The 21,091-nt window shown below is 75.8% G+C and carries 23 protein-coding genes; 16 read left to right on the top strand and 7 right to left on the bottom strand.

The features are described 5' to 3' along the window. The first annotated feature begins 35 nt into the window (after positions 1-35). The 3 genes from mshA to GCU67_RS03665 all read left to right on the top strand — a co-directional run bounded on the left by mshA (position 36) and on the right by GCU67_RS03665 (position 3,792). Positions 36-1,430, top strand: a complete 1,395-nt coding sequence (gene mshA, locus GCU67_RS03675) for a D-inositol-3-phosphate glycosyltransferase (protein WP_338104749.1) — start codon at positions 36-38, stop codon at positions 1,428-1,430. A gap of 259 nt (positions 1,431-1,689) precedes the next feature. Then, positions 1,690-2,937 carry an aminotransferase class I/II-fold pyridoxal phosphate-dependent enzyme gene (locus GCU67_RS03670; protein WP_163609737.1) on the top strand — a complete coding sequence of 416 codons (1,248 nt, stop codon included), beginning with the start codon at positions 1,690-1,692 and terminating at the stop codon, positions 2,935-2,937. Positions 2,938-3,039: 102 nt separating this feature from the next. Continuing rightward, a complete protein-coding gene (locus GCU67_RS03665) occupies positions 3,040-3,792 on the top strand; it encodes a phosphoglyceromutase (protein ID WP_163609736.1) in 753 nt (250 codons plus the stop codon). Between the two features lie 105 nt (positions 3,793-3,897). Here GCU67_RS03665 and phoU read toward each other — a convergent pair whose 3' ends face one another. Continuing rightward, complete coding sequence (phoU, locus tag GCU67_RS03660) at positions 3,898-4,563, bottom strand: phosphate signaling complex protein PhoU (protein ID WP_163609735.1); 666 nt, start codon at positions 4,561-4,563, stop codon at positions 3,898-3,900. A gap of 239 nt (positions 4,564-4,802) precedes the next feature. Between phoU and GCU67_RS03655 the strand changes: the two genes are divergently transcribed. Both GCU67_RS03655 and GCU67_RS03650 read left to right on the top strand, forming a co-directional pair. Next, the gene (locus GCU67_RS03655) at positions 4,803-6,113 is read left to right on the top strand and encodes an ATP-binding protein (RefSeq protein ID WP_163609734.1); all 1,311 of its coding nucleotides are present in this window, start codon (positions 4,803-4,805) and stop codon (positions 6,111-6,113) included. Next, positions 6,110-6,790 carry a response regulator transcription factor gene (locus GCU67_RS03650; protein WP_163609733.1) on the top strand — a complete coding sequence of 227 codons (681 nt, stop codon included), beginning with the start codon at positions 6,110-6,112 and terminating at the stop codon, positions 6,788-6,790. The genes GCU67_RS03655 and GCU67_RS03650 overlap by 4 nt, the downstream gene beginning before the upstream one ends. A 278-nt stretch (positions 6,791-7,068) precedes the next feature. Here GCU67_RS03650 and GCU67_RS03645 read toward each other — a convergent pair whose 3' ends face one another. Then, the gene (locus tag GCU67_RS03645; protein WP_338104748.1) at positions 7,069-7,275 is read right to left on the bottom strand and encodes a DUF3072 domain-containing protein; all 207 of its coding nucleotides are present in this window, start codon (positions 7,273-7,275) and stop codon (positions 7,069-7,071) included. A gap of 50 nt (positions 7,276-7,325) precedes the next feature. Continuing rightward, a complete protein-coding gene (locus GCU67_RS03640; RefSeq protein ID WP_163609697.1) occupies positions 7,326-7,556 on the bottom strand; it encodes a hypothetical protein in 231 nt (76 codons plus the stop codon). 81 nt (positions 7,557-7,637) lie between these two features. Between GCU67_RS03640 and GCU67_RS03635 the strand changes: the two genes are divergently transcribed. After that, positions 7,638-8,714 carry a helix-turn-helix domain-containing protein gene (locus GCU67_RS03635; protein WP_163609731.1) on the top strand — a complete coding sequence of 359 codons (1,077 nt, stop codon included), beginning with the start codon at positions 7,638-7,640 and terminating at the stop codon, positions 8,712-8,714. On the opposite strand, the gene GCU67_RS03630 is transcribed toward GCU67_RS03635, so the two are convergent. Next, positions 8,610-9,449 carry a DUF3109 family protein gene (locus GCU67_RS03630; RefSeq protein WP_163609730.1) on the bottom strand — a complete coding sequence of 280 codons (840 nt, stop codon included), beginning with the start codon at positions 9,447-9,449 and terminating at the stop codon, positions 8,610-8,612. The two genes, GCU67_RS03635 and GCU67_RS03630, sit on opposite strands and share 105 nt — an antisense overlap. Before the next feature lie 84 nt (positions 9,450-9,533). On the opposite strand from GCU67_RS03630, the gene GCU67_RS03625 reads away from it, so the two are divergent. The 8 genes from GCU67_RS03625 to GCU67_RS03590 all read left to right on the top strand — a co-directional run bounded on the left by GCU67_RS03625 (position 9,534) and on the right by GCU67_RS03590 (position 15,796). Then, on the top strand, positions 9,534-10,478 hold the full coding sequence (locus GCU67_RS03625) for a Ppx/GppA phosphatase family protein (protein WP_163609729.1): 945 nt from the start codon (positions 9,534-9,536) through the stop codon (positions 10,476-10,478). Further along, positions 10,478-11,509: a hypothetical protein gene (locus GCU67_RS03620; RefSeq protein ID WP_163609728.1), complete on the top strand. Its 1,032-nt coding sequence runs from the start codon at positions 10,478-10,480 to the stop codon at positions 11,507-11,509. The genes GCU67_RS03625 and GCU67_RS03620 overlap by 1 nt, the downstream gene beginning before the upstream one ends. 55 nt (positions 11,510-11,564) lie before the next feature. After that, positions 11,565-12,392, top strand: a complete 828-nt coding sequence (proC, locus tag GCU67_RS03615; RefSeq protein WP_163609727.1) for a pyrroline-5-carboxylate reductase — start codon at positions 11,565-11,567, stop codon at positions 12,390-12,392. Between the two features lie 429 nt (positions 12,393-12,821). Beyond that, positions 12,822-13,160: a helix-turn-helix domain-containing protein gene (locus GCU67_RS23120; protein ID WP_237496660.1), complete on the top strand. Its 339-nt coding sequence runs from the start codon at positions 12,822-12,824 to the stop codon at positions 13,158-13,160. Positions 13,161-13,404: 244 nt separating this feature from the next. Continuing rightward, a complete protein-coding gene (locus GCU67_RS03605; RefSeq protein WP_012854759.1) occupies positions 13,405-13,503 on the top strand; it encodes a 30S ribosomal protein bS22 in 99 nt (32 codons plus the stop codon). 10 nt (positions 13,504-13,513) lie between these two features. Next, positions 13,514-14,644, top strand: coding sequence for an NAD-dependent epimerase/dehydratase family protein (locus GCU67_RS03600; RefSeq protein ID WP_163609726.1), 1,131 nt, complete (start codon positions 13,514-13,516; stop codon positions 14,642-14,644). Further along, positions 14,637-15,542 carry a lysophospholipid acyltransferase family protein gene (locus GCU67_RS03595; RefSeq protein ID WP_163609725.1) on the top strand — a complete coding sequence of 302 codons (906 nt, stop codon included), beginning with the start codon at positions 14,637-14,639 and terminating at the stop codon, positions 15,540-15,542. The genes GCU67_RS03600 and GCU67_RS03595 overlap by 8 nt, the downstream gene beginning before the upstream one ends. 38 nt (positions 15,543-15,580) lie before the next feature. Then, positions 15,581-15,796 carry a hypothetical protein gene (locus GCU67_RS03590; protein WP_163609724.1) on the top strand — a complete coding sequence of 72 codons (216 nt, stop codon included), beginning with the start codon at positions 15,581-15,583 and terminating at the stop codon, positions 15,794-15,796. A 161-nt stretch (positions 15,797-15,957) separates the two neighbouring features. Here GCU67_RS03590 and GCU67_RS03585 read toward each other — a convergent pair whose 3' ends face one another. From GCU67_RS03585 to GCU67_RS03575, 3 genes are all read right to left on the bottom strand, one after another. Continuing rightward, the gene (locus tag GCU67_RS03585) at positions 15,958-16,869 is read right to left on the bottom strand and encodes an HAD-IB family hydrolase (protein ID WP_163609723.1); all 912 of its coding nucleotides are present in this window, start codon (positions 16,867-16,869) and stop codon (positions 15,958-15,960) included. Positions 16,870-16,928: 59 nt separating this feature from the next. Next, positions 16,929-18,194, bottom strand: a complete 1,266-nt coding sequence (locus GCU67_RS03580) for a hypothetical protein (protein ID WP_163609722.1) — start codon at positions 18,192-18,194, stop codon at positions 16,929-16,931. A 110-nt stretch (positions 18,195-18,304) separates the two neighbouring features. Then, on the bottom strand, positions 18,305-18,994 hold the full coding sequence (locus GCU67_RS03575) for a sigma-70 family RNA polymerase sigma factor (protein ID WP_163609721.1): 690 nt from the start codon (positions 18,992-18,994) through the stop codon (positions 18,305-18,307). 143 nt (positions 18,995-19,137) lie between these two features. Between GCU67_RS03575 and GCU67_RS03570 the strand changes: the two genes are divergently transcribed. Both GCU67_RS03570 and GCU67_RS03565 read left to right on the top strand, forming a co-directional pair. Then, positions 19,138-20,727, top strand: coding sequence for an AMP-binding protein (locus GCU67_RS03570; RefSeq protein WP_338104747.1), 1,590 nt, complete (start codon positions 19,138-19,140; stop codon positions 20,725-20,727). Beyond that, a complete protein-coding gene (locus GCU67_RS03565) occupies positions 20,720-20,983 on the top strand; it encodes a glutaredoxin family protein (protein WP_163609719.1) in 264 nt (87 codons plus the stop codon). Before GCU67_RS03570 ends, GCU67_RS03565 begins: the two co-directional genes overlap by 8 nt. Positions 20,984-21,091: the final 108 nt, after the last annotated feature.

The following is a 21,091-nucleotide window of genomic DNA, read 5'->3' as shown; positions in this document are numbered from 1 at the left end:
CCGGCCGGCCGGCGCCCGAGCGGGGGAGGAGTGCCGTGCCCGCTCGCCGTCACCCCCGCCAGCCCACGCCCTGGCGCGCCGGTCCGGTGCCCGAGCCGGCCCGCCTCGTGCTGCCCCGCCGGGTCGCCACCCTCTCGGTGCACACCAGCCCGCTCGAGCAGCCCGGCGCCGGCGACGCCGGGGGCATGAACGTCTACGTCGTCGAGGTCTCCCGCCGGCTCGCCGAGCGCGGCATCGCCGTCGACGTGTTCACCCGGGCCACCTCCAGCGAGCAGCCGCCGGTCGTCGAGATGGCGCCCGGGGTGACCGTGCGGCACGTCAGCGCCGGCCCGTTCGAGGGTCTGGGCAAGGCCGAGCTCCCCGCCCAGATGTGCGCATTCACCGCCGCCGTCCTCCGTGAGGAGGCCCAGCACGACCCGGGGCACTTCGACGTCGTCCACTCCCACTACTGGCTGTCGGGCCAGGTGGGCTGGCTGGCACGCGACCGGTGGGGCGTGCCGCTCGTGCACTCGGCGCACACCCTGGCCAAGGTGAAGAACGCCGCGCTGGCCGCGGGCGACGAGCCCGAGCCGCGCGCCCGGGTGATCGGCGAGGAGCAGGTCGTCGCCGAGGCCGACCGGCTGGTGGCCAACACCGCCGAGGAGGCCCGGCAGCTCGTCGACTTCTACGACGCCGACCCCCGACGCACCCTGGTGATCCCGCCCGGCGTCGACCTGCAGCGGTTCTCGCCCGGCGACCAGCGGGCGGCCCGGCGGCGGATCGGGGTCCCCGAGGACGCGGTCGTGCTGCTGTTCGTCGGCCGCATCCAGCCGCTCAAGGCCCCCGACCTGCTGCTGGAGACCGCCGCCCGGATGCTCGCCGCCGACCCCGCGCTGCGCCGCCGCCTGCAGGTCCTCGTCGCGGGCGCCCCCAGCGGCTCCGGGCTCGCCGAGCCACAGCGGTTGCAGGAGCTGGCCGTGGCGCTGGGCATCACCGACGTGGTGCGCTTCCTCCCGCCGCAGCGCGCCGAGCAGCTGGCCGACCACTACCGGGCCGCCGACGTGGCCGTCGTCCCCAGCCACAACGAGTCTTTCGGCCTGGTGGCGCTGGAGGCCCAGGCCTGCGGCACGCCCGTGGTGGCCGCCGCGGTGGGTGGCCTGCCCACCGCCGTGGCCGACGGGGTGTCGGGCCTGCTGGTCGACAGCCGTGACCCGGAGGACTACGCGGCCGCCGTGCGCGGGGTGCTCGCCCGCCGGGAGCTGCTGGCCGTCGGCGCCCGCCGGCACGCCGCCGCGTTCAGCTGGGACCGCACCACCGACTCCCTGGTCGACGCCTACGCCGCCGCGATGGCCGAGATGCGGGTGACGGTCGAGACCCGCCGGGCCGCCCGGCAGGGCGCCCGCGGCGCCGGTGAGCGCTTCCGCACCCCGATGAGGCTGCGCGCCCGCTGACCGGCTGAGCGACGGCCGGGGGAGTCCGGCCGGGGCCGGTCCGGCCGGGTGTGCGCTGCCGGGTGTGCACGGTCGGGTGACACCCGCGCGGCACGTTCCTGCCGCGCGCCGTCACCACGCGTGCAGGAGTGACCCGGATCTCCCCGGGTCGGGTGACCCTCGACCGGACTGAGCGGTCATCGTTGACCACGGAGCGTGCTGACCGTCAGGGTCGGCACTGCACCGCCGCGGCCCCTCGCGGCGACGAGGAGGCCGCCACGTGTTCGACGCCCACCCGGTCCGACGGGACCCGTTCGCCCCGCTGCTGCAGAGCGAGTTCGCCGCACTGCTGCGCCGGCACGACCGCGCGGGCGTGGCCACCCACGCCGTCCCCACCGCGGGCGCGCCGCAGCCGCTGACCGTCTTCGACGACGGCCGCACCCGGATCAACCTGGGCACCAACAACTACCTCGGCCTGGCCGGCGACCCGCAGGTGGTCGAGGCCGCGGTCGGCGCGCTGCGCCAGTACGGCACCAGCGCCGCGGGCAGCCGCATGCTCAACGGGACGACGCGGCTGCACCTCACGCTGGAGCAGGAGCTCGCCGAGCACTACGGCACCGAGGACGCCGTGCTGACCTCCGCCGGGGTCAACGCCAACCTCGCCGTGCTGTCCACCAGCTGCGCCCCCGGCGACGTGCTGCTCGTCGACGCCCACGCGCACGCCAGCCTGCACGCCGCCGCTGCCGCCAGCCGGGGCACCGTCGCGCGCTTCACCCACAACTCCGCGGCCTCCCTGGAGCGGCGGCTGTCCGCGCTGGCCCCCCAGGCCGGCGCGGTCGTGGTCGTCGACGGCGTCTACTCGATGAGCGGGGAGGCGGCCCCGCTGGCGGCCATCGCCGGCCTCTGCCGGCGGTTCGGGGCCCGGCTGGTCGTCGACGAGGCGCACGGCCTCGGGGTGCTCGGCGAGCGCGGCCGCGGCGCCGCCGAGGAGGCCGGGGTGCTCGACCGGGTCGACGCGGTGACCGTGGCCTTCAGCAAGTCCCTGGCCAGCGTGGGCGGTGCGGTGATGACGTCGCGGGCCGTCGCCGAGGGCATCCGCTGCTCGTCGATGCCCTACGTGTTCAGCGCCGCCAACGACCCGTCCGCGGTCGCCGCGGCCCTTGCCTCGCTGCGCGTCCTGCGCCGGGAGCCCGAGCGGATGCAGCGGCTGCGCGACAACGGCGACCTGCTCCGCCGCGTGCTCACCGAGTGCGGCGCCGCGCCGCTGCCGGGCCGGGGCGCCGTCATCGCCGTCCCCACCGGCGAGGACGAGGTCACCCGGGTCGCCTGGGCCGCCGCCCACGACGCCGGCGTCTACACCAACGCGGTCGTGCACCCGGCGGTCCCGCGGGGCAAGGGCGTGCTGCGGCTCGCGGCGATGGCGACCCACACCGAGGAGCAACTGGTCCGCGCCGGGGAGCTCGTCGCCGCCGCCGTCCTGGCCAGCCGCGCACCCGTGCGCGACCGCCACGTCGCGGCCATGGCCTGAGGGGAGGACCCCCGCGCCCCTCCACCGCTCGCACGCTCGCGGCGGGCCCCTGCGCGGGGGCCGTCCCAGCACGCTGCGGAGCCGGTCGGGCAGGATGGCGGCGTGACCTCCTCTGGGACCCTCATCCTGCTCCGCCACGGCGAGAGCGAGTGGAACAAGGCCAACCTCTTCACCGGCTGGGTGGACGTCGAGCTGTCGGAGAAGGGCCGCGCGGAGGCGGCCCGCGGCGGCCGGCTGCTCGGCGAGCACGACGTGCTGCCCGACGTCCTGCACACCTCACTCCTGAAGCGGGCGATCACCACCGCAGAGCTGGCGCTGGCCGCCGCCGACCGGCAGTGGGTCCCGGTGCGCCGCTCCTGGCGGCTCAACGAGCGCCACTACGGCGCCCTGCAGGGCAAGGACAAGGCCGCCACCCTCGCCGAGTACGGCGAGGAGCAGTTCATGACCTGGCGCCGCAGCTACGACACCCCGCCGCCGCCGATCGAGGCCGGCAGCGAGTTCAGCCAGGACGCCGACCCGCGCTACGCCGCCCTGCCCCCGGAGGTGCGGCCGGCCACCGAGTGCCTGGCCGACGTCGTCGTGCGGATGCTGCCCTACTGGTACGACGCGATCGTGCCGGACCTGCGCGCCGGGAAGACCGTGCTGGTCACCGCACACGGCAACAGCCTGCGGGCCCTGGTCAAGCACCTCGACGGCATGGGCGACGCGGAGGTCGTCGGGCTGAACATCCCCACCGGTGTCCCGCTGCGCTACGACCTCGACGACGACCTGCGCCCGCTCACCACCGGCGGCCAGTACCTCGACCCCGACGCCGCGGCCGCCGCCATCGAGGCCGTCAAGAACCAGGGCAAGTAAAGGACCTCTCTGCCCCCCACCCCTCGCGAGCTCGGGGCGGGACCCTGCAGAGGGGCCGTACGACGAAGGCCCCACCCGCTCGGCGGGTGGGGCCTTCGTCGTAGCTCAGTGCGTCTCGGCCGGGGTGCTCAGCGGGCGCTCGCCGGTGACCAGGTAGATCACCCGGCGGGCCACGCTCACGGCGTGGTCGGCGAAGCGCTCGTAGTAGCGGCCCAGCAGGGTCACGTCGATGGCCGCCTCGATGCCGTGCGGCCAGTCCTCGCTCAGCAGCTCGCGGAACATGGACTTGTGCAGCTGGTCCATGACGTCGTCCTCGGCCTCGAGCTCGATGGCCGTCTCGACGTCCCGCTTGGCGATGACCGTGCCGGCCTTGGCGACCAGGCTCTCGGCGACGTGCCCGGCCTCCAGGAAGATCGGCCGCACCTCCTGGGGGACCGCGTGCTCCGGGAAGCGCATCCGGGCCACCTTCGCGATGTGCTCGGCGAGGTCGCCCATCCGCTCCAGGTCGGCCACGATGCGCATCGCGGTGGTGATCGCGCGCAGGTCGGTGGCGACCGGCTGCTGGCGGGCCAGCAGGGTGAAGCAGCGCTCCTCGATGCTCTCCCGGACGGCGTCGATCCGCCGGTCCCCGGCGATCACCAGGTCGGCCAGGGCCACGTCGGCGTCGAGCAGGGCGGTCGTCGCCGTGCTCATCGCCGATCCGACCGAGTTCGCCATCCCCACCAGACAGGCGTTGATGTCGTCCAGTTCCTCGCGGTAGCTCTCGCGCACCGTTCCTCCTCATCGCGTCGTGTGCGCCCAGGTGACGCCCGACGTCGGTGACGCGCCCCAGCTGCCCGTGCCCATGGCTGTGCGCGACACGTGTGCCCCGAGGGTAGAGACCGGGAGCGCCGTCGGAGGAGGCTGGCTGGTGAACGCCCTGGTGCGCAGCGGTGAACAGATCACCCCCGAGCGGGTGATGATCACCTGTGGCGCCGGTGGAGGGCCCGTCCGTGTCTAGCATCGGCCCCGTGGACCCGTTGGTCGCCCTGCTGGTGGGCCTCGTGCTCGGCCTGCTGCTCGCCTCGGTGGCAGTGGCGGTGCGGTCCCCGCGCGCCCGCCAGCGGCGGGAGGAGCGCGCCCCCGGTACGGCCGAGGACCGCAGCGAGCTGCGGGCCGACGAGGAGGGCGCGCTCAGTCGCCGGCTGGTCGACCTGATGGACCCCGCCGTCATCGTGCTGGGCGCCGACGACGCCGTGCTCATGGCCAACCCCTCGGCCCGCGCGCTGGGCATCCTGCGCGGCAACCGTGTGCTCGTGCCCGGTCTGGTCGAGGTCGCCCGCAACGTGCAGCTCACCGGCAGCCGGCGTGCCGACGTCGCCCTGCCCGGTGACCTGGTGGGCACCGGCCCCCGGATGGTCGGCGTGCACGGCATCCGGCTGGGCACCGGGCCCGTCGTCCAGCCCGGCCCGGTCGCCCTGGTGCTGCAGGACGTCACCGAGGCCCGCCGGGTCGAGGCCGTGCGCCGCGACTTCGTCGCCAACGTCGGGCACGAGCTCAAGACACCGGTCGGTGCGCTCGCGCTGCTGGCCGAGGCCGTCCAGGGCGCGGCCGACGACCCGGAGACCGTCCAGCGGTTCGCCGCCCGGATGCAGCACGAGGCCGCCCGGCTCGCCCGGCTGGTGCGCGAGCTGATCGACCTGTCCCGGCTGCAGGGCGCCGAGCCGCTGCCCGAGCTGGTGCCGGTCGCGGTCGGCACCGTCGTCGCCGAGGCCGTCGACCGCACCCGCGCCGCCGCCGCGGCCAAGGACATCCAGCTCGCCGTCGCCGCGCAGCCCGGCCTGGTCGTCCGCGGCGCGGAGGCGCAGCTGGCCACCGCGCTGACCAACCTGCTGGCCAACGCCGTCGCCTACAGCCCCCCGGACACGACCATCGCCGTGGGCGCCCGCGCCCGGTCGGGGTTCGCCGAGATCGCCGTGACCGACTCCGGCATCGGCATCCCGCGCTCGGACCGCTCCCGGGTCTTCGAGCGGTTCTACCGGGTCGACCAGTCCCGGGCCAGCGCCACCGGCGGCACCGGGCTCGGTCTCGCCATCGTCAAGCACGTGGCCAGCAACCACGGAGGCTCGGTCACCGTGTGGAGCGAGGAGGGCCTCGGTTCCACCTTCACGCTGCGGATCCCGCTCGACGCCGACGCCGAGGAACCCCACGACCAGGCGGCGCCCGAGCGCCCGCCGGTTCCCCCACTGCACCCGTCCCGGGGGTTCGACGCCACCGGCGCCGACGTCCCCGGGGACACTGACCACGGCCCCGCTGGGGCTGCGAGGAGAGGACGGCAATGACCCGAGTGCTCGTGGTGGAGGACGAGGAGTCCTTCTCCGATGCGCTGTCCTACATGCTGCGTCGGGAGGGCTACGACACCGTCGTGGCGGCCACCGGCACGGACGCGCTCGTCGAGTTCGATCGGGCCGGAGCCGACATCGTGCTGCTGGACCTCATGCTGCCGGGCCTGTCCGGCACCGAGGTCTGCCGGTCGCTGCGGGCGAAGAGCTCCGTGCCGATCATCATGCTGACGGCCAAGGACACCGAGATCGACAAGGTCGTCGGCCTGGAGCTGGGGGCCGACGACTACGTCACCAAGCCCTACTCGGCGCGGGAGCTGGTCGCCCGCATGCGGGCGGTGCTGCGTCGCGGGACCGAGGCCGAGGTGTCCACCGAGGCCACCCTGGCCGCCGGCCCGGTCCGCCTGGACGTCGACCGGCACGTGGTCGCCGTCGACGGTGCCCCGGTGTCCCTGCCGCTCAAGGAGTTCGACCTCCTCGAGCTGCTGCTGCGCAACGCCGGCCGGGTGCTCACCCGCGGTCAGCTCATCGACCGGGTGTGGGGCGCGGACTACGTCGGCGACACCAAGACCCTCGACGTCCACGTCAAGCGGCTGCGCGCCAAGCTCGAGCCCGACCCGGCCAACCCGCGCTACCTGGTCACCGTCCGCGGGCTGGGGTACAAGTTCGAGGCGTGACTGATCGTGATCCTCCGGATCGCAGCGCGGCCAGGAGCGGGGTCACCACGCCCTGAGCCGTTTCCCGTGACGTCGGAGGTGGACCCTGCGGGCCCACCGTCCGGCGTCACCGCCTGCGGCGTGTCATGCCCCGCGACCCCCGTCCGGGTCGCTCTTAGCTGAGCCGTTTCCCGTCAGCCCGGAGGTGGACCCTGCGGGCCCACCGTCCGGGCTGACCGGCTCCGCCGTTCCCACGTGGGTGTGGCGGTGGCTGGTGTCCGTGGACACCAGCCGTCAGTTCACTTGCCGCGGCCGGTCTCGTTCTGGAGCTCGTCGATCTTGATCGAGGCGTCGGCCTTGCTGATGTCGTCGGGGACCTCTTCGCCGGCCTGGTTGGCCAGGGTGTGGAGGTAGCTCTTCTGGGCGCCGGTGGCCGGCTCGCCGCCGGTGACCCAGTCGGAGGGGTCCTTCTCGGCGCTGGGGTCGCCGGGCTGACCGCTGTTCACAGGTGCATTCGATTCGCTCATGTGTTCGAACTACCCCCGGCTCGGAGCGCTCACACGCGCTGTGGCTGGACCGCCTCCGCGCGCTCGGCCGGTGCTGCGGTGCGGGTGGCGACCCGGGCCCGGGCCAGCTCCCAGCGGCGGCCGGTCCGGTAGACGTGCACCAGGCCGCACGGGCACGCCACGGCCAGGGCGACATAGGTCGGGTGGTTGGTGGCCGAGCGCACGTGCCGCTCGGCGACGAGCTCGTCGACCCCGGTCACGGGGCAGGTGATCAGCAACATGGCCCGAGCCTGGGCGCGGTGGACGCACCGGACGAGTGGCAGAGCTGACCACGACCGCGTCACTTCTGCCATCGTGTGGCCATGACGGCGCAGAGCTCCCGCGTGGTGGTCAGTGTGGTGGTCGACGACGGGCTGGTCGGCGGCTTCGGGCTGGGCGTGGCGGCCGAGTTCTTCGGCTACGACCGCCGGGCGATGGGCCTGCCGCTGTTCGACTTCGCGATGGTCGCGCCGGTCCCGGGGGTGGTGCACACCGACACCGGCATCCCGGTCACCGTCGCGCACGGGCTGGAGCGCCTGGCCGTCTCCGACATCGTGCTGATCACCGCCTGGGAGCTGGTCGACACCGTCCCGCCGCCGGCGCTGCTCGACGCGCTGCGGGCCGCGCACGCCCGCGGCGCCCTGCTGATCAGCTCCTGCACGGGGGCGTTCGTGCTGGCCGAGACGGGACTGCTCGACGGGCTGCGGGCCACCACGCACTGGCGGTTCGCCGGCGAGCTCGCCGCCCGGTACCCGGCCGTGCACGTCGACCCCGCCGTCCTCTACGTCGACAACGGCCGGCTGATCACCGGTGCCGGCACCGCCGCGGGGGTGGACACCCTGCTGCACGTGGTGCGCCGGGAGTGGGGCGCGACGGCGGCGAACGCGCTGGCCCGGGAGATGGTCGTGCCCCCGCACCGCGACGGCGGGCAGGCCCAGTTCATCGACACCCCGGTGGCCCGCTGCGAGGACGACCTGCTCGGCGTCGTCCTGGACTGGGCGCGGGCACACCTGGCGGAGGACATCAGCGTGCCGCTGCTGGCCCGCCGCGCGCTGATGAGCCCGCGCAGCTTCGCCCGCCGGTTCAAGGCCACCACCGGGACGACGCCGCACGCCTGGCTGCTGGCCCAGCGGCTGGCCGCGGCCGAGGCGCTGCTGGAGGACAGCGACGCCCCCGTCGAGGAGATCGCCCGGCTGGTCGGGTTCGGCACCGCGGCCGGGCTGCGCGAGCAGTTCGGCCGCCGGCGCGGGGTCTCCCCGCGCGCCTACCGGCAGACCTTCCGGCCCGGCGCCGGTTCAGTCGGGACGACGGCGGTGCAGCTCCACGGGCACGGGCCGGGGGCTGGCCGGGTGCGGGGCGACGAGGCCGGCGTCCATGCGGGCCTCGGTCAGCCGGCGTAGCTCGGCGTAGGCCGCGGGCCCGAGCAGCGCGGTGAGCTCGGGGCCGTAGGTCTCCACCAGCGGCTCGGCCGACACGTGCGCGGTGGGGGAGCCGGTGCACCACCAGTGCAGGTCGTGCCCGCCGGGGCCCCAGCCGCGCCGGTCGAACTCGCCGATGCTGGAGACCAGCACGCGGGTGTCGTCGGGGCGGTCGACCCACTCCTGCTCCCGGCGCACCGGCAGCTGCCAGCAGACGTCCGGCTTGGTCTCCAGCGGGTGCCGGCCCTGGCGCAGCGCCATCGCGTGCAGCGCGCAGCCCGCACCCGCGGGGTGGCCGGGCCGGTTGAGGAAGACGCAGGCGCCGTCGACGACCCGGGTGCGCAGGGCCTGCTCCGCCGTCCCGTCCTCCGCCGGCTCGTCGAGGGTGTCGGCCTCGGTCCAGTCGTCCCGGCCCACCGCGGTGCCCGGGTGCCGCTGCCAGTCGGCGGGGGTCAGGTCGGCCACCGACGCCGCCACCCGCTCCAGGTCGTCGCTGTCGGTGAAGAAGGCGCCGTGGTTGCAGCAGCCGTCCTCGGCACGCCCGGCCACCACCCCGGCGCAGCCGCGGCCGAACACGCAGGTCCAGGCGCTGGTCAGCCAGGTGAGGTCGGCGCGGACGAGGTGCTCGGGGTCGGCCGGGTCGGGGAACTCGACCCACTCGCGGGGGAAGTCCAGACCGACCTCGGGTGGCGGTTCGACGACGGTGCTCGGGTCCACCGGAGCAGGGTAGTGACGGAGCCCTTCCCCGCACTCCTCGCTCCGCTCGGCGCGGACCGCTGGAGGGCCAGGCACACTCTCGGCATGCGACTCGGGGTTCTGGACGTCGGCTCCAACACGGTGCACCTGCTGGTGGTGGACGCGCACCGGGGTGCCCACCCCACGCCGATGCACGACGACCGGTCGGTGCTGCGGCTGGCCGAGCACGTGGGCGAGGACGGCAAGCTGTCCAAGGCGGGGGAGAAGACGCTGCTCAACGCGGTGCTGCGGGCCAAGCAGCAGGCGGCTGAGCAGCGCTGCGACGAGCTGCTGGCCTTCGTGACCTCCGCGATCCGGGAGGCCGACAACGGCGCCGCGGTGCTCCGCCGCGTCCGTGAGCAGACCGGCGTGGACCTGCAGGTGCTCACCGGCGAGGACGAGGCCCGGCTGACCTTCCTGGCCGTGCGGCGCTGGTTCGGCTGGAGCGCGGGCCGGCTGCTGGTGCTCGACATCGGCGGCGGCTCACTGGAGCTCGCGACCGGCATCGACGAGGACCCCGACGTCGCCCTGTCGGTGCCGCTGGGCGCCGGCCGGATGACCCGGCGCTTCCTGCCCGACGCCGAGACCGGGGGCCGCCCGGACCTCCGGGCGCTGGCCGCCCTGGAGGAACACGCCGCCGACGTCCTGGCCCCGGTCGGGGAGAAGCTGCGCGCCGCCGGCGAACCGGACCTGGTGGCCGCCACCTCCAAGACCTTCCGCACCCTCGCCCGGCTGGCCGGGGCCGCGCCGTCGGGGGCCGGGCTGCGCGCGCCCCGCGGGATGACCGCCACCGGGTTGACCCAGGTGCGGGGCTTCGTCTCCCGGATCGAGGCCACCGCGCTGGCCGAGCTGCAGGGCGTGTCGGCGCAACGCGCGCACCAGGTCCCGGCCGGCGCCGTCGTGGCGCAGGCCGCGATGCGCGCCGTGGACGTAACGTCTGTGCGGATCTGCCCGTGGGCACTGCGTGAGGGAGTCATCCTCCGCCGGATGGACCAGCTGGAGGGAGCCTGATGTCGCAGACCGACTCGGGGGAGTACAGCGTCCGCTCGCTCGCCGAGATCCTCCGCGAGCACGGCCTGGAGAGCGAGCTCGGCACGCGCCCGGGGCGGCGGCGCCGCCCCGGCGAGGACGTGGAGTCCACCGGCCGGTCGGCGCGCGTCGAGTCCTCGCCGGGCACCCCGCGGGCCGAGCCGCCGGTCCGGCCGCCCGCGGCACGCGCCGCAGCGCAGGCGCAGGCCAGGGCGCAGGCGCAAGCCCAGGTGCCGGTCGCGCGCCCGGCGCCGGCTGCGCCCTCCCGTCCGGTCGGCAAGGGCTGGACCCCGGCACCCGAGCCCGCAGCCCGGCCGGCGGCCGGCCTCGCCGGTCCGGTCGCCCCCGCCCGCACCCCCGCACCCGCCCGGACGCCGGAGCCGGCCCGCACCTCGGCCTCGCTGCCGGCCGCCTGGGACCTCGACGACCGTGACGGGCCCTCGAGCACCGGCCGGGTGGGCGGCGGCAGGTCCGAGGTGGCAGCACCCCCGCCGGTGCGCCCCGGGCGGCGCAAGGGCGACCTGGACAACGCAGAGCCTGCGGCCGACTCACCGCCGCTGTTCGGCACCGGGCCCGCCACCTCCGCCGTCCGCTCCGGGGTGACCGGCTCGACCGCGCTGCCCGACAGTGTCGAGCGCGCCCGGCGCGCCGCCGAGCACCCGGTCACCGGCCCGATCCCGGTCGTCACCGCCGCCCAGCTGGCCGAGGCCGACCCCGAGCCGCTGACCGCCCGCCAGGGCGTGCTCGCCTGGGTGCGGTTCGCCGGCGAGCTCGTGGTCGCCCTGGCCGTCGGCATCGGGCTGTACTTCGCCTTCACCGTGCTGTGGGGCGTCATGCCCTACGTGGCGATGGTGGTGGCGCCGCTGACCATCACCGGCCTGGTCGCCGGCGTGCACGTCTGGCGGCAGCGGCACGGGGAGGGAGCGCCCGGCGTCCCGCTGCTCGCGGTCCTGCTGCTGGCCGGGACGGTCCTGACCGTCGCCCCAGCGGCCGGGCTCATCGCCGCCGGCTGAACCCGGCCACCCCGCCCCGCCGCCGCACGCACGGCCGGGCACTACCGTCGCGGGCATGAGCGCGGGAGAGGGACGCAGCACCGGGCTGGCCATCGTCGGGGGCGGGAAGATCGGCGAGGCGCTGCTGGCCGGGCTGGTCCGGCGGGCGGGCAGCGCGGCGGGGATCGTCCTGGTCGGGCGCAGCCCCGAGCGCACCGCGGCGGTCGCCACCCGGTACGGCGTCGAGGTCACCGACCTGGCCGGGGCCGCGGCCAGGTCCCGGGTGCTGCTCCTGGCGGTCAAGCCCCAGGACGTCGACGTCCTGGTCGAGTCCCTCGCCCCGCACGTGGGCCCGGAGCACCTCGTGGTGTCCGTGGCGGCCGGGGTGCCCACCGCCCGGATCGAGGCCGCGCTGCCGGCGGGCACCCCGGTCGTGCGGGTCATGCCCAACACCCCGGCGCTGGTCGATGCGGGCATGAGCGTGCTGTCGGCCGGCGCGCACGCGACCGAGGCGCACCTGGACGAGGCCGAGGCGCTGCTGTCCTCGGTCGGCGCGGTGCGGCGGGTGCCGGAGAGCCAGCAGGACGCCGTCACGGCGCTGTCCGGCAGCGGGCCGGCGTACTTCTTCTTCCTGGTCGAGGCGATGATCGACGCGGGGATCCTGCTGGGCCTCCCGCGCACCCTGGCCGCCGACCTGATCGTGCAGACCGCCTACGGCTCGGCGGTCATGCTCCGGGAGTCCGGTGAGCACCCGGTGCAGCTGCGGGAGGCCGTCACCAGCCCCGGTGGGACGACGATCGCCGCCGTCCGGGAGCTGGAGCGCCACGGCGTGCGGGCGGCACTGATCGCCGCGCTCGAGGCCGCGCACGACCGCTCGGTCGAGCTGGGCCGCGCGGCCGACTGAACGGCCGGGACGCTCCACCGCGGTCGGCTGCCCGTCCGGCGTCACACCTGCCGCAGCAACTCGTCACGCTCAGCGACGAGAACGGCCGCCGACCCACTCGCCCCACCGTCCCCACGGCTCCCGTTGCGGGACGCACCGTTCGTCACACGCGGCTCCAGGTGACTCACAGGTGTGTACTTATCCCCAGTTTCCTGTGGACGGGCCGTGCGACGGACGAGTCGACTTGGGGACAACACGCCGTCACGGGAGGGTGACAGGGTGTCTCTGTCCACTTGTGCCCAGTACGGACCGGTCCGCCTGTCCGTTTCACCCATCGCTTCTGTCACTCCCGTCGCCCTAGGGTCTCTTCCAGCACGAACGTGACACGCCCGCCGGTGGGGAAGCCGGTGGCAACGGAGCGTGCTGACTACGGAGACGAACGACGTGACCATGCCCCAGCGCGCCACCATCCAGACCTCCCGTCCCGGCGTCCCGGCGCCGCGTCCGATGGGCCGGCCCATCTCGGCAGCCTCGATGTCCCGCCCCGTGCCCGCCGCCCACCCGGCCGCCATGCCCGTCGGCCGCCAGGCCGCCGTCCCGGCCCCCCGCGCCGCCGTCGCCTTCCTGACCGTCGCCGAGGTCGCCGCCCTGATGCGCGTCTCGAAGATGACCGTCTACCGCCTCGTCCACGGTGGCGAGCTCTCCGCCGTCCGCGTCGGCCGTTCCTTCCGGGTGCCCGAGCGCGCCGTCCACGAGTACCTGCGCGACGCCTACACCGACATCGCCTGAGTAAGGACCCCGCTGCCCCCCACCACTCGCGAGCTCGTGGCGGGACCCTGCAGCGGGGCCGACGGGCACGGCAGGTGCTCGGGCTGGAGAACCGCCGGGTAGTCTCGGGCGCTGAGCGGAGCCGTCCCTGGCGGGGCGGGCCGCGCACGAGCTGATCACCTCGCTCGGTGCACGGACGACGGATCTGCGGAACGACCTCGGTCCGCATCCCCGGGCACCAGCGATACGACGTCGGGAGCAGGACATGGGTTCGGTCATCAAGAAGCGCCGCAAGCGGATGGCGAAGAAGAAGCACCGCAAGCTCCTCAAGAAGACCCGCGTGCAGCGGCGCAACAAGAAGTGAGCTGACGCTCGTGCCGCCCGCGGTCGTCCTCGTCACCGGCGTCAGCCGCTGGCTGGGCGGCGCGCTGGCGGCCGAGCTCGCTTCCGACCCGGCCATCGGCCGCGTCATCGGGGTGGACACCGTCCCCCCGGCCCCCGAGGTGCTCCGCCGCCTCGGCCGCACGGAGTTCGTCCGTGCCGACATCCGCAGCCCGCTGATCGGCAAGGTCATCGAGTCGGCGTCGGTGGACACCGTCGTGCACATGAACATCAGCTCCTCACCGGCCGCGCCCGGTGGGCGGGTGTCGATGAAGGAGCTCAACGTCATCGGCACGATGCAGCTGCTCGCCGCCTGCCAGCGCTCGCCGCAGGTGCGTCGACTGGTGCTCAAGAGCACCACGGCCGTCTACGGCTCCAGCCCGCGCGACCCGGCCGTCTTCACCGAGACCATGCAGGCCCGCCGTGTCCCCTCCGGCGGTTTCGCCAAGGACAGCCTGGACATCGAGGGCTACGTGCGCGGCTTCGCCCGCCGCCGTCCCGACGTCGGCGTCTCGGTGCTGCGCTTCGCCGACGTGATCGGCCCGCGGATCGACTCCCAGCTCGCCGGCCTCCTGCGGCTGCCGGTCGTGCCGACCGTCCTGGGACACGACGCCCGCCTGCAGCTCCTGCACGAGGACGACGCCGTGGCCGTGCTGACCCGCGCCGCCACCGGTGAGCACGTGGGCACGGTGAACGTCGCCGCCGAGGGCACGGTGCTGCTGTCGCAGGCCGTCCGCCGGCTCGGCCGCGTCGCGCTGCCGCTCCCCGAGCCCGCCCTCGGCTCCGCCGGACGCCTCTCCCGCCGGGCCGGGCTGCCCGCGTGGTCACCGGAGCAGCTGCGGCACCTCGACGCGGGCCGCGTCGTCGACACCCGCGTGCTGCGCGAGGAGTTCGGCTCCACCCCGCGGTACAGCACCGCCGAGGCGCTGGCCGACCTCGGGCGCACGCTGTCGCCGGTGGTGTCCCCCGAGGTCGTCGGTTCGGCCGCGTCCTCGGCGCGCACGGCGGTCGGTCAGGTCGCGCGGGGCGCTGCGGTGCTGGGCGACCTCGTCACCGCGCTCCGGGGCAGCCGGCCGCAGCCCGCGCCCTCGGTGCCCGGCCTCCGGGCGGTGCACGATGCCTGAGGCCCGGGTCATCCCGCTGCGCCCCGACGACGAGCAACCGCCGCCGCCGGTGACGCCGCCGAGCTGGGACGACCAGCTCGCCGGGGTGCTGGACTTCCTGCAGCGCCGGGTGACCGGCGACTACGACACCGACGAGTTCGGCTTCGACCCCGACCTCACCGACCACCTGCTGCTGCCCGCGCTGCGGCCGTGGTTCCAGCGCTGGTTCCGGGTGGAGACCCAGGGCCTGGAGAACGTGCCCGACGTCGGGGGCGCGCTGGTGGTGGCCAACCACTCCGGCACCGTCCCGGTCGACGCGCTGATGACGACGGTCGCCCTGCACGACGACCACCCGGCGGCCCGGCGGCTGCGGCTGCTCGGCGCCGACCTGGTCTTCCAGCACCCGTTCATCGGGTCGCTGGCCCGCAAGCTCGGCGTCACGCTGGCCTGCAACGAGGACGCCGAACGGCTGCTGTCGGCCGGCGAGCTGGTCGGGGTGTTCCCCGAGGGGTTCAAGGGCGTCGGCAAGCCCTTCAGCGAGCGGTACACGCTGCAGCGCTTCGGCCGGGGCGGCTTCGTCAGCGCGGCGCTGCGCACCGGGGCGCCGATCGTGCCCTGCGCGATCGTCGGTGCCGAGGAGATCTACCCGATGCTGGGCAACGCCCGCACCGCCGCGCGGCTGCTGGGCCTGCCCTACTTCCCGATCACCCCGACGTTCCCGCTGCTGGGCCCGCTGGGCGCGGTGCCGCTGCCGTCGAAGTGGTTCATCGCCTTCGGCGAGCCGATCGAGACCGCGTCCTACGGCCCGGCCGCCGCCGACGACCCGATGGTCGTGTTCAACCTGACCGACCAGGTCCGCGAGACCATCCAGCACTCGCTCTACCGCCTGCTCCTGCAGCGCCGCAGCGTCTTCAGCTGACCGCCGAGCAGCCAGGTCCGGCGGACGGCGACCATGTGGTGAGCCACGCGCGCCCCTTCGGGCTGCACCGCACGTGGGCGGTGTGCCGCTGCGGTCACCGGTCGCGGTTGGTCGAGGGCCAGGACCCAGCGGCGAACGAGGCCGCGATCGAGCTGCTGGTGACCGAGCACGGCGCCCGGCGCGACCCCCAGGCCGCCCACGCCGACTACGAGGGCGGCGGCGGACCGTTCCGCCCGCGTCCACCCGCGCCCTGACGCCCCGCCCGGCTGCCGCACCGCGCGGCCACCGCGACGGTGTGCGCTGAGGCGGACTCCCAGGCCCCCGAGCCCGCCTCCGCGCACACCGTAGCCACCCCCGGCCGGCGTCCCGGAGCGCCGGTCGGTGCGCGGCCGGCCGGCGCAGGGCCGGCCCGGGATCAGAACGGCCAGCGCTGGTTGCGGCGCAGGGCGACGAGGCCGCCGACCACGCCGCCGGAGACCGCGGCCACGCCGACCGTCGAGCCGGTGATCTTGGCGGCCTTGCGCCCGGTGCGGAAGTCCTTGACCGTCCAGCCCCGCGAGCGGGCGACCGCGCGCAGCTCGGCATCGGGGTTGACCGCGACCGCGCTGCCCACCAGGGTGAGCATCGGCAGGTCGTTGGTGGAGTCGCTGTAGGCGGTGCACCGGGTGAGGTCCAGGTGCTCCTGCTCGGCCAGCGCGCGCACCGCCTGGGCCTTGGACTCCCCGTGCATCATCTCCCCGACCAGCCGCCCGGTGTAGCGGCCGTCGACGATCTCCGAGACGGTGCCCAGCGCACCGGTCAGGCCCAGCCGGTGGGCGATGATCGAGGCCAGCTCCACCGGGGTGGCGGTGACCAGCCAGACCCGCTGCCCGGCGTCGAGGTGCTGCTGGGCCAGTGCCCGGGTGCCCGACCAGACCCGGTCGGCCATCAGCTCGTCGTAGATCTCCTCGCCGGCCTCGACGATCTCGTGCACCGACCGCCCGGCGACGAACGCCAGCGCGTTGTCCCGCACGGTGTGCATGTCGCTGGCGCTCTCGCTGCCGGCGACCCGGAACTTGGCCTGCTGCCACACGAAGGAGGCCACGTCACGGGAGGTGAAGTACTTGCGGGCCGCCAGGCCGCGGGCGAACCAGAACAGCGAGGCGCCCATCATCATCGTGTTGTCGACGTCGAAGAACGCCGCAGCCGTGCGGTCGGGCTCCGGGGCGGTGAACTCGGTCTCCGCCGCGGCCGCCGAGGCCGCACCGGCGAGGAGCGCGCGGGCCTCCTCGTCCTCGATGTCGAGCGGGCTGCGTGCACCCCGCCCCAGGAAGGGCACTCGCGCCACCCCGCACCACCCTCCGAGCCTCGGCTCCCGGTCCCGGCGACCCTAGCGCCGCGGCCGGTTCAGCCGCCGGAGGGCCTGCAGTCGACGGTGACCACCGGGGGCAGGCACACCCGCAGCCCCGGCACCACGGGCGGCAGCTCCACCGCGGCCCCGGCGGACGACGAGGGAGCCGCCGGAGGCGCGGGCGCCCCGGGCGCCGGCGGCAGCGAGACGCTCGGGACGGGCAGGGACGGCACCGGCAGGCGGGGCAGGGTCGGGGTCGGCAGCGCCGGACGCGGTGCGCGCGCCGTCGGCCGCGGAACGGCGGTCCCGGGCGTGGGCAGCGTCGGCCGCGTCGCCCGGGGCTGCCCGCTGCCCGGCGCCGGGGCGGCGGTGGACCCGCGCGGGGACGCCGACAGCGTGGTCCGGGGTGCGGCCGGGGCGCCGCTCGCCGCAGACGTCGTGACCGGGGCCGTCCCGGGCGGCGCGGCGGGCGGGGTGACCGGGGCGCAGGGTGCCGGCAGCGGACCGAGTGCGTCCGCGCCGCCGGTGGCCGGCCCGGCCGGGCACGCCAGCGCCTCCTGCAGCGCGGCACCGCGGGCGGCCACCTGCTCGACCAGGCGGCCGGCGGCGGTGACGGCGTCCTCGGCGCCGGGCGGCACGGCGGGGGAGAGCTCGGTGAGGCCCGTGCGCTGCCGACCGGCCCAGCCGACGAGCACCTCCAGCGCCGCCGCGTCGTCCTGCTCGACCGCGGCGGCGGTCAGGTCGGCGGTGCCCTGGGTGGTCTGGGCGTCCATCGTGGTCAGCGTGTCGACGAGCAGGCCGGCGTCCGCGCCGGCCGCCAGTCCGGCCTCGCCCCCCGCGGCGGACGCCGAGACGCTCACCCCCACCAGCTCGCCGGCCTCCTGCAGCCTGGTCGTGGCGAGGCCCAGCAGCGTCAGCCCGCGGTCGCCGTGCCCGGCCAGCGACAGCCGGGTCTGCTCCCCGCCCCGCTTCACGTCGTAGAGCAGGTCGCCGGGCCGGGCGCCCTGAGCCGCGCCCAGCAGCCCGCCGAGCGCGGCGAGGGTGAGCGCGGCACCGGCCACGCCCGCGGTGAGCCGGGAACGCCGGCGCGGCCGCTCCCCGGACGACGCGAGCCACCGGCGGAGCGTCCCGTTCGGCGCCGGCTCCGGGGTCCGGACGGCGGCCATCGCCACCAGCCGCTCGCGGGTGACGGCCCGGAACGCCTCGTCCGGGACGACGGCGTGGTCTGTGCCCAGCGCCTCGAGCCGGGCGAGCAGGGCGTCCTCGGCAGCCGAGCCGCGTCGGGAGCTGCCAGGGGCGGGATCGGACTGCTGCACCGTCATCGCACCCCCTGTCCCGTGCCGCGTCCGCCCCGGCCGGCGCGGCGTCCCGGAACGGTCAACGAGGCGCGCCCGCCGTGGTCACGGGGAGCCGGTTCCGGAGCCGGGGCACGTCACGCCAGCCCCTCCGGCAACAGGCCGGCCAGCCGTCGCACGGCCCGGTGCTGCAGCGCCTTGACCGCGCCCTCCTTCCGGCCCATCGCCGCCGCCGTCTCCGCGACCGACAGCCCCTGCAGGAAGCGCAGCGCCAGGCACACGCGCTGGTCCTCGGACAGCTGCGCGATCCCGGCGAACAGGGCGGCGTTGGTCAGCCGCTGCAGCACCGCGTCCTCGGGGCCCTCGGTCGCCCGGTCGGCGTCCCGCATGTCGGCGGTGGGGACCTCCAGCCGGAACCGGCTGCTCTTCACGTGGTCGAGCACGATGTTGCGGGCGATGGTGACCAGCCAGGCCCCGACGTCGCGGCCCTGGTAGCTCAGCGAGTCGATCCGGCGCAGCGCCCGGACGAACGTCTCGCTGGTGAAGTCCTCCGCGGTGGCCCGGTCACCGACCCGGGCGTACAGGAAGCGGTGGACGACGTCGACGTAGCGGTCGTAGAGCTGCCCGAACGCCTCGGCCTCGCCGGCCTGCGTCCGGCGCACCAGCTCCCAGACGTCGGTCTGCTCGGGCGGGGCGGCGTCCGGCGGGGTGCGCGGGTGCGGGGTCGGCCGGGGGGCGGTCGACGCGCGCGGCCACGGCGCCGGTCGGGCGGGCGCGGGCGGGGGCGTCGGCACGGCGCTGCGGGCGGCCGGCCAGGGGCGGGACATGCTGGTGTCGACCCCTCCCTCCCCGTCGAGCCGGTCGGCCCCGTCCGGGCGCAGTGCGGCCCGGCGACCATGGTGACAACATCGTGCCGCTGCGTCCACGTTCCCGCCGTCCGAGACGGCTGCTGCCCCCGCGGAGGTCTCCTGTGCCGGTCGACGAGGTGCGCACCTTCTCCGCGCTGGTCCGCCGGGCGGCGGCCACCGCCGGGGACGCGCCGGCGCTCGTGCACCGCGACCGGCGGCTGACCTGGGCGGAGCTGGACGCGCTGGTCGACCGGGCCGCCGCGGGCTGCGTGTCCCGCGGGCTGCGACCCGGCGACCGCATCGCGGTGCAGCTGCCCAACGGCGTCGACTGGGTGGTCGCCGTCATGGGCGCGCTGCGGGCCGGGCTGGTCGTCGTCCCGGTCAACACCGCATACACCGGTCCGGAGGTCGAGCACCTGCTCACCGACTCCGGTGCCGGTCTGCTGGTGGTGGTCGCGGACCGGCCGGCGATCGCAGGCGTCCCGGTCTGCGTGGGCCCACCGGACGCCGACGGCCCCGCCCCGGCCGACCCCGACGACCCCTCCGCGCTGGCGCTGCTGGCCTACACCAGCGGCACGACCGGGCGCCCCCGCGGCGCGATGCTCACCCACGCCGCACTGCTGGCCAACCAGCACCAGCTGCTCGCCCTCGACCCGCCGCCGGTGCGCGCCGGCGACCGGGTGCTGCTGGTCCTGCCGCTCTTCCACGTGTACGGGTTCAACAGCGGCTTCGGGCTGGTCGCGGCCACCGCCGCCTGCGGGGTGGTGGTCGAGGAGTTCGACCCCGCGGCGACGCTGGCCCTGATGAGCGCCGAGGAGGTCTCCGCCGTCGTCGGGGCGCCGCCGATGTACGGCGCCTGGCTCGCGGTCGCCGACGCCGCCGGCAGCGACACGGTGCTGCGGCGCGGCTTCGCCGCCGTGCGCACCGCCAGCTGCGGCGCGGCCCCGATGCCCGGCGCGCTGTTCACCGCCATGCGCGACCGGGCCGCGGTGACCGTCTGGGAGGGCTACGGCCTCACCGAGGCCGCCCCCGTGCTGGCCAGCACGCTGGCCACCGGCCGCGCCAAGCCCGAGTGCATCGGCGGCCCGCTGCCGGGCGTCGAGCTGGTGCTGCGCGACACCGCGGGCGGCCCGGCCGCCGGTGACGACCCGGGCACCCGGGTGCGTCCGGGGGTGTTCGGCGACCCGTTCACCGGCCCGGACGGCGAGCAGGACGCCGAGGAGGCCGGTGAGATGTGCGCCCGCGGCCCCAACCTGTTCAGCGGCTACTGGCCCGACGGCGCCGACGGGCCCGACGCCGAGGGCTGGCTGGCCACCGGCGACATCGCCCACCGCGACGCCGACGGCGACCTGCACCTGGTCGAGCGGCGCCGTGACCTGGTGCTGGTGCGCGGCTTCAACGTCTACCCCGGCGAGGTCGAGCGGGTCCTCGGTGAGCACCCCCAGGTCGTCGAGGCCGCGGTCATCGGCGTGCCCGACCCGGTCACGGGGGAAGCGGTGCACGCCGTCGTCGTCCGCACGGCGGGCGCCACGCTCACCGAGCAGGAGCTGCGCGAGCACGCCGGACGCTCGCTGGCCCGGTTCAAGGTGCCGGTCGCGGTGCACTTCGTGCCCGAGCTGCCGCACTCGCTGACCGGCAAGGTCAGCCGGGCCCGGCTGCGCGAGCTGGGCCTGGAGCGGGCCGCGGCCGCCGAGGCGGTGTCCGGTGAGTGAGCCCGGCACCCGCCTGCAGCTGCTGACCCGGCAGAACTGCCACCTGTGCGTGGTGGCCGCCGAGACGCTCAGCCGGATCGGGGCCGAGGCCGGCCTCGGGGTCGAGCTGCTCGACGTCGACGCCGACGTCGAGCTGCGGATCGAGTACGGCGACCGGGTGCCGGTCGTGCTGCTCGACGGCCGGGAGCACAGCCACTTCACCGTCGACGTCCCGCGGCTGCGCCGCGACCTCGGGGTGCCGCCCGGTCCGGGCTGATCCCGGGCACCCGTCCGGGTGGTGTGGGCGTGGTCCTCGACACAGCAGACCCCGCCGACCTGCGGTTACGACCTCGTCGACTTTGTTCAGGCGTTCACAAGCGGCTAC

Source organism: Modestobacter muralis, assembly GCF_010682105.1.
Lineage (GTDB): Bacteria > Actinomycetota > Actinomycetes > Mycobacteriales > Geodermatophilaceae > Modestobacter > Modestobacter muralis.
Note: the sequence above shows the minus strand (reverse complement) of the source record. Positions and strands in the feature narration are given on the sequence as shown.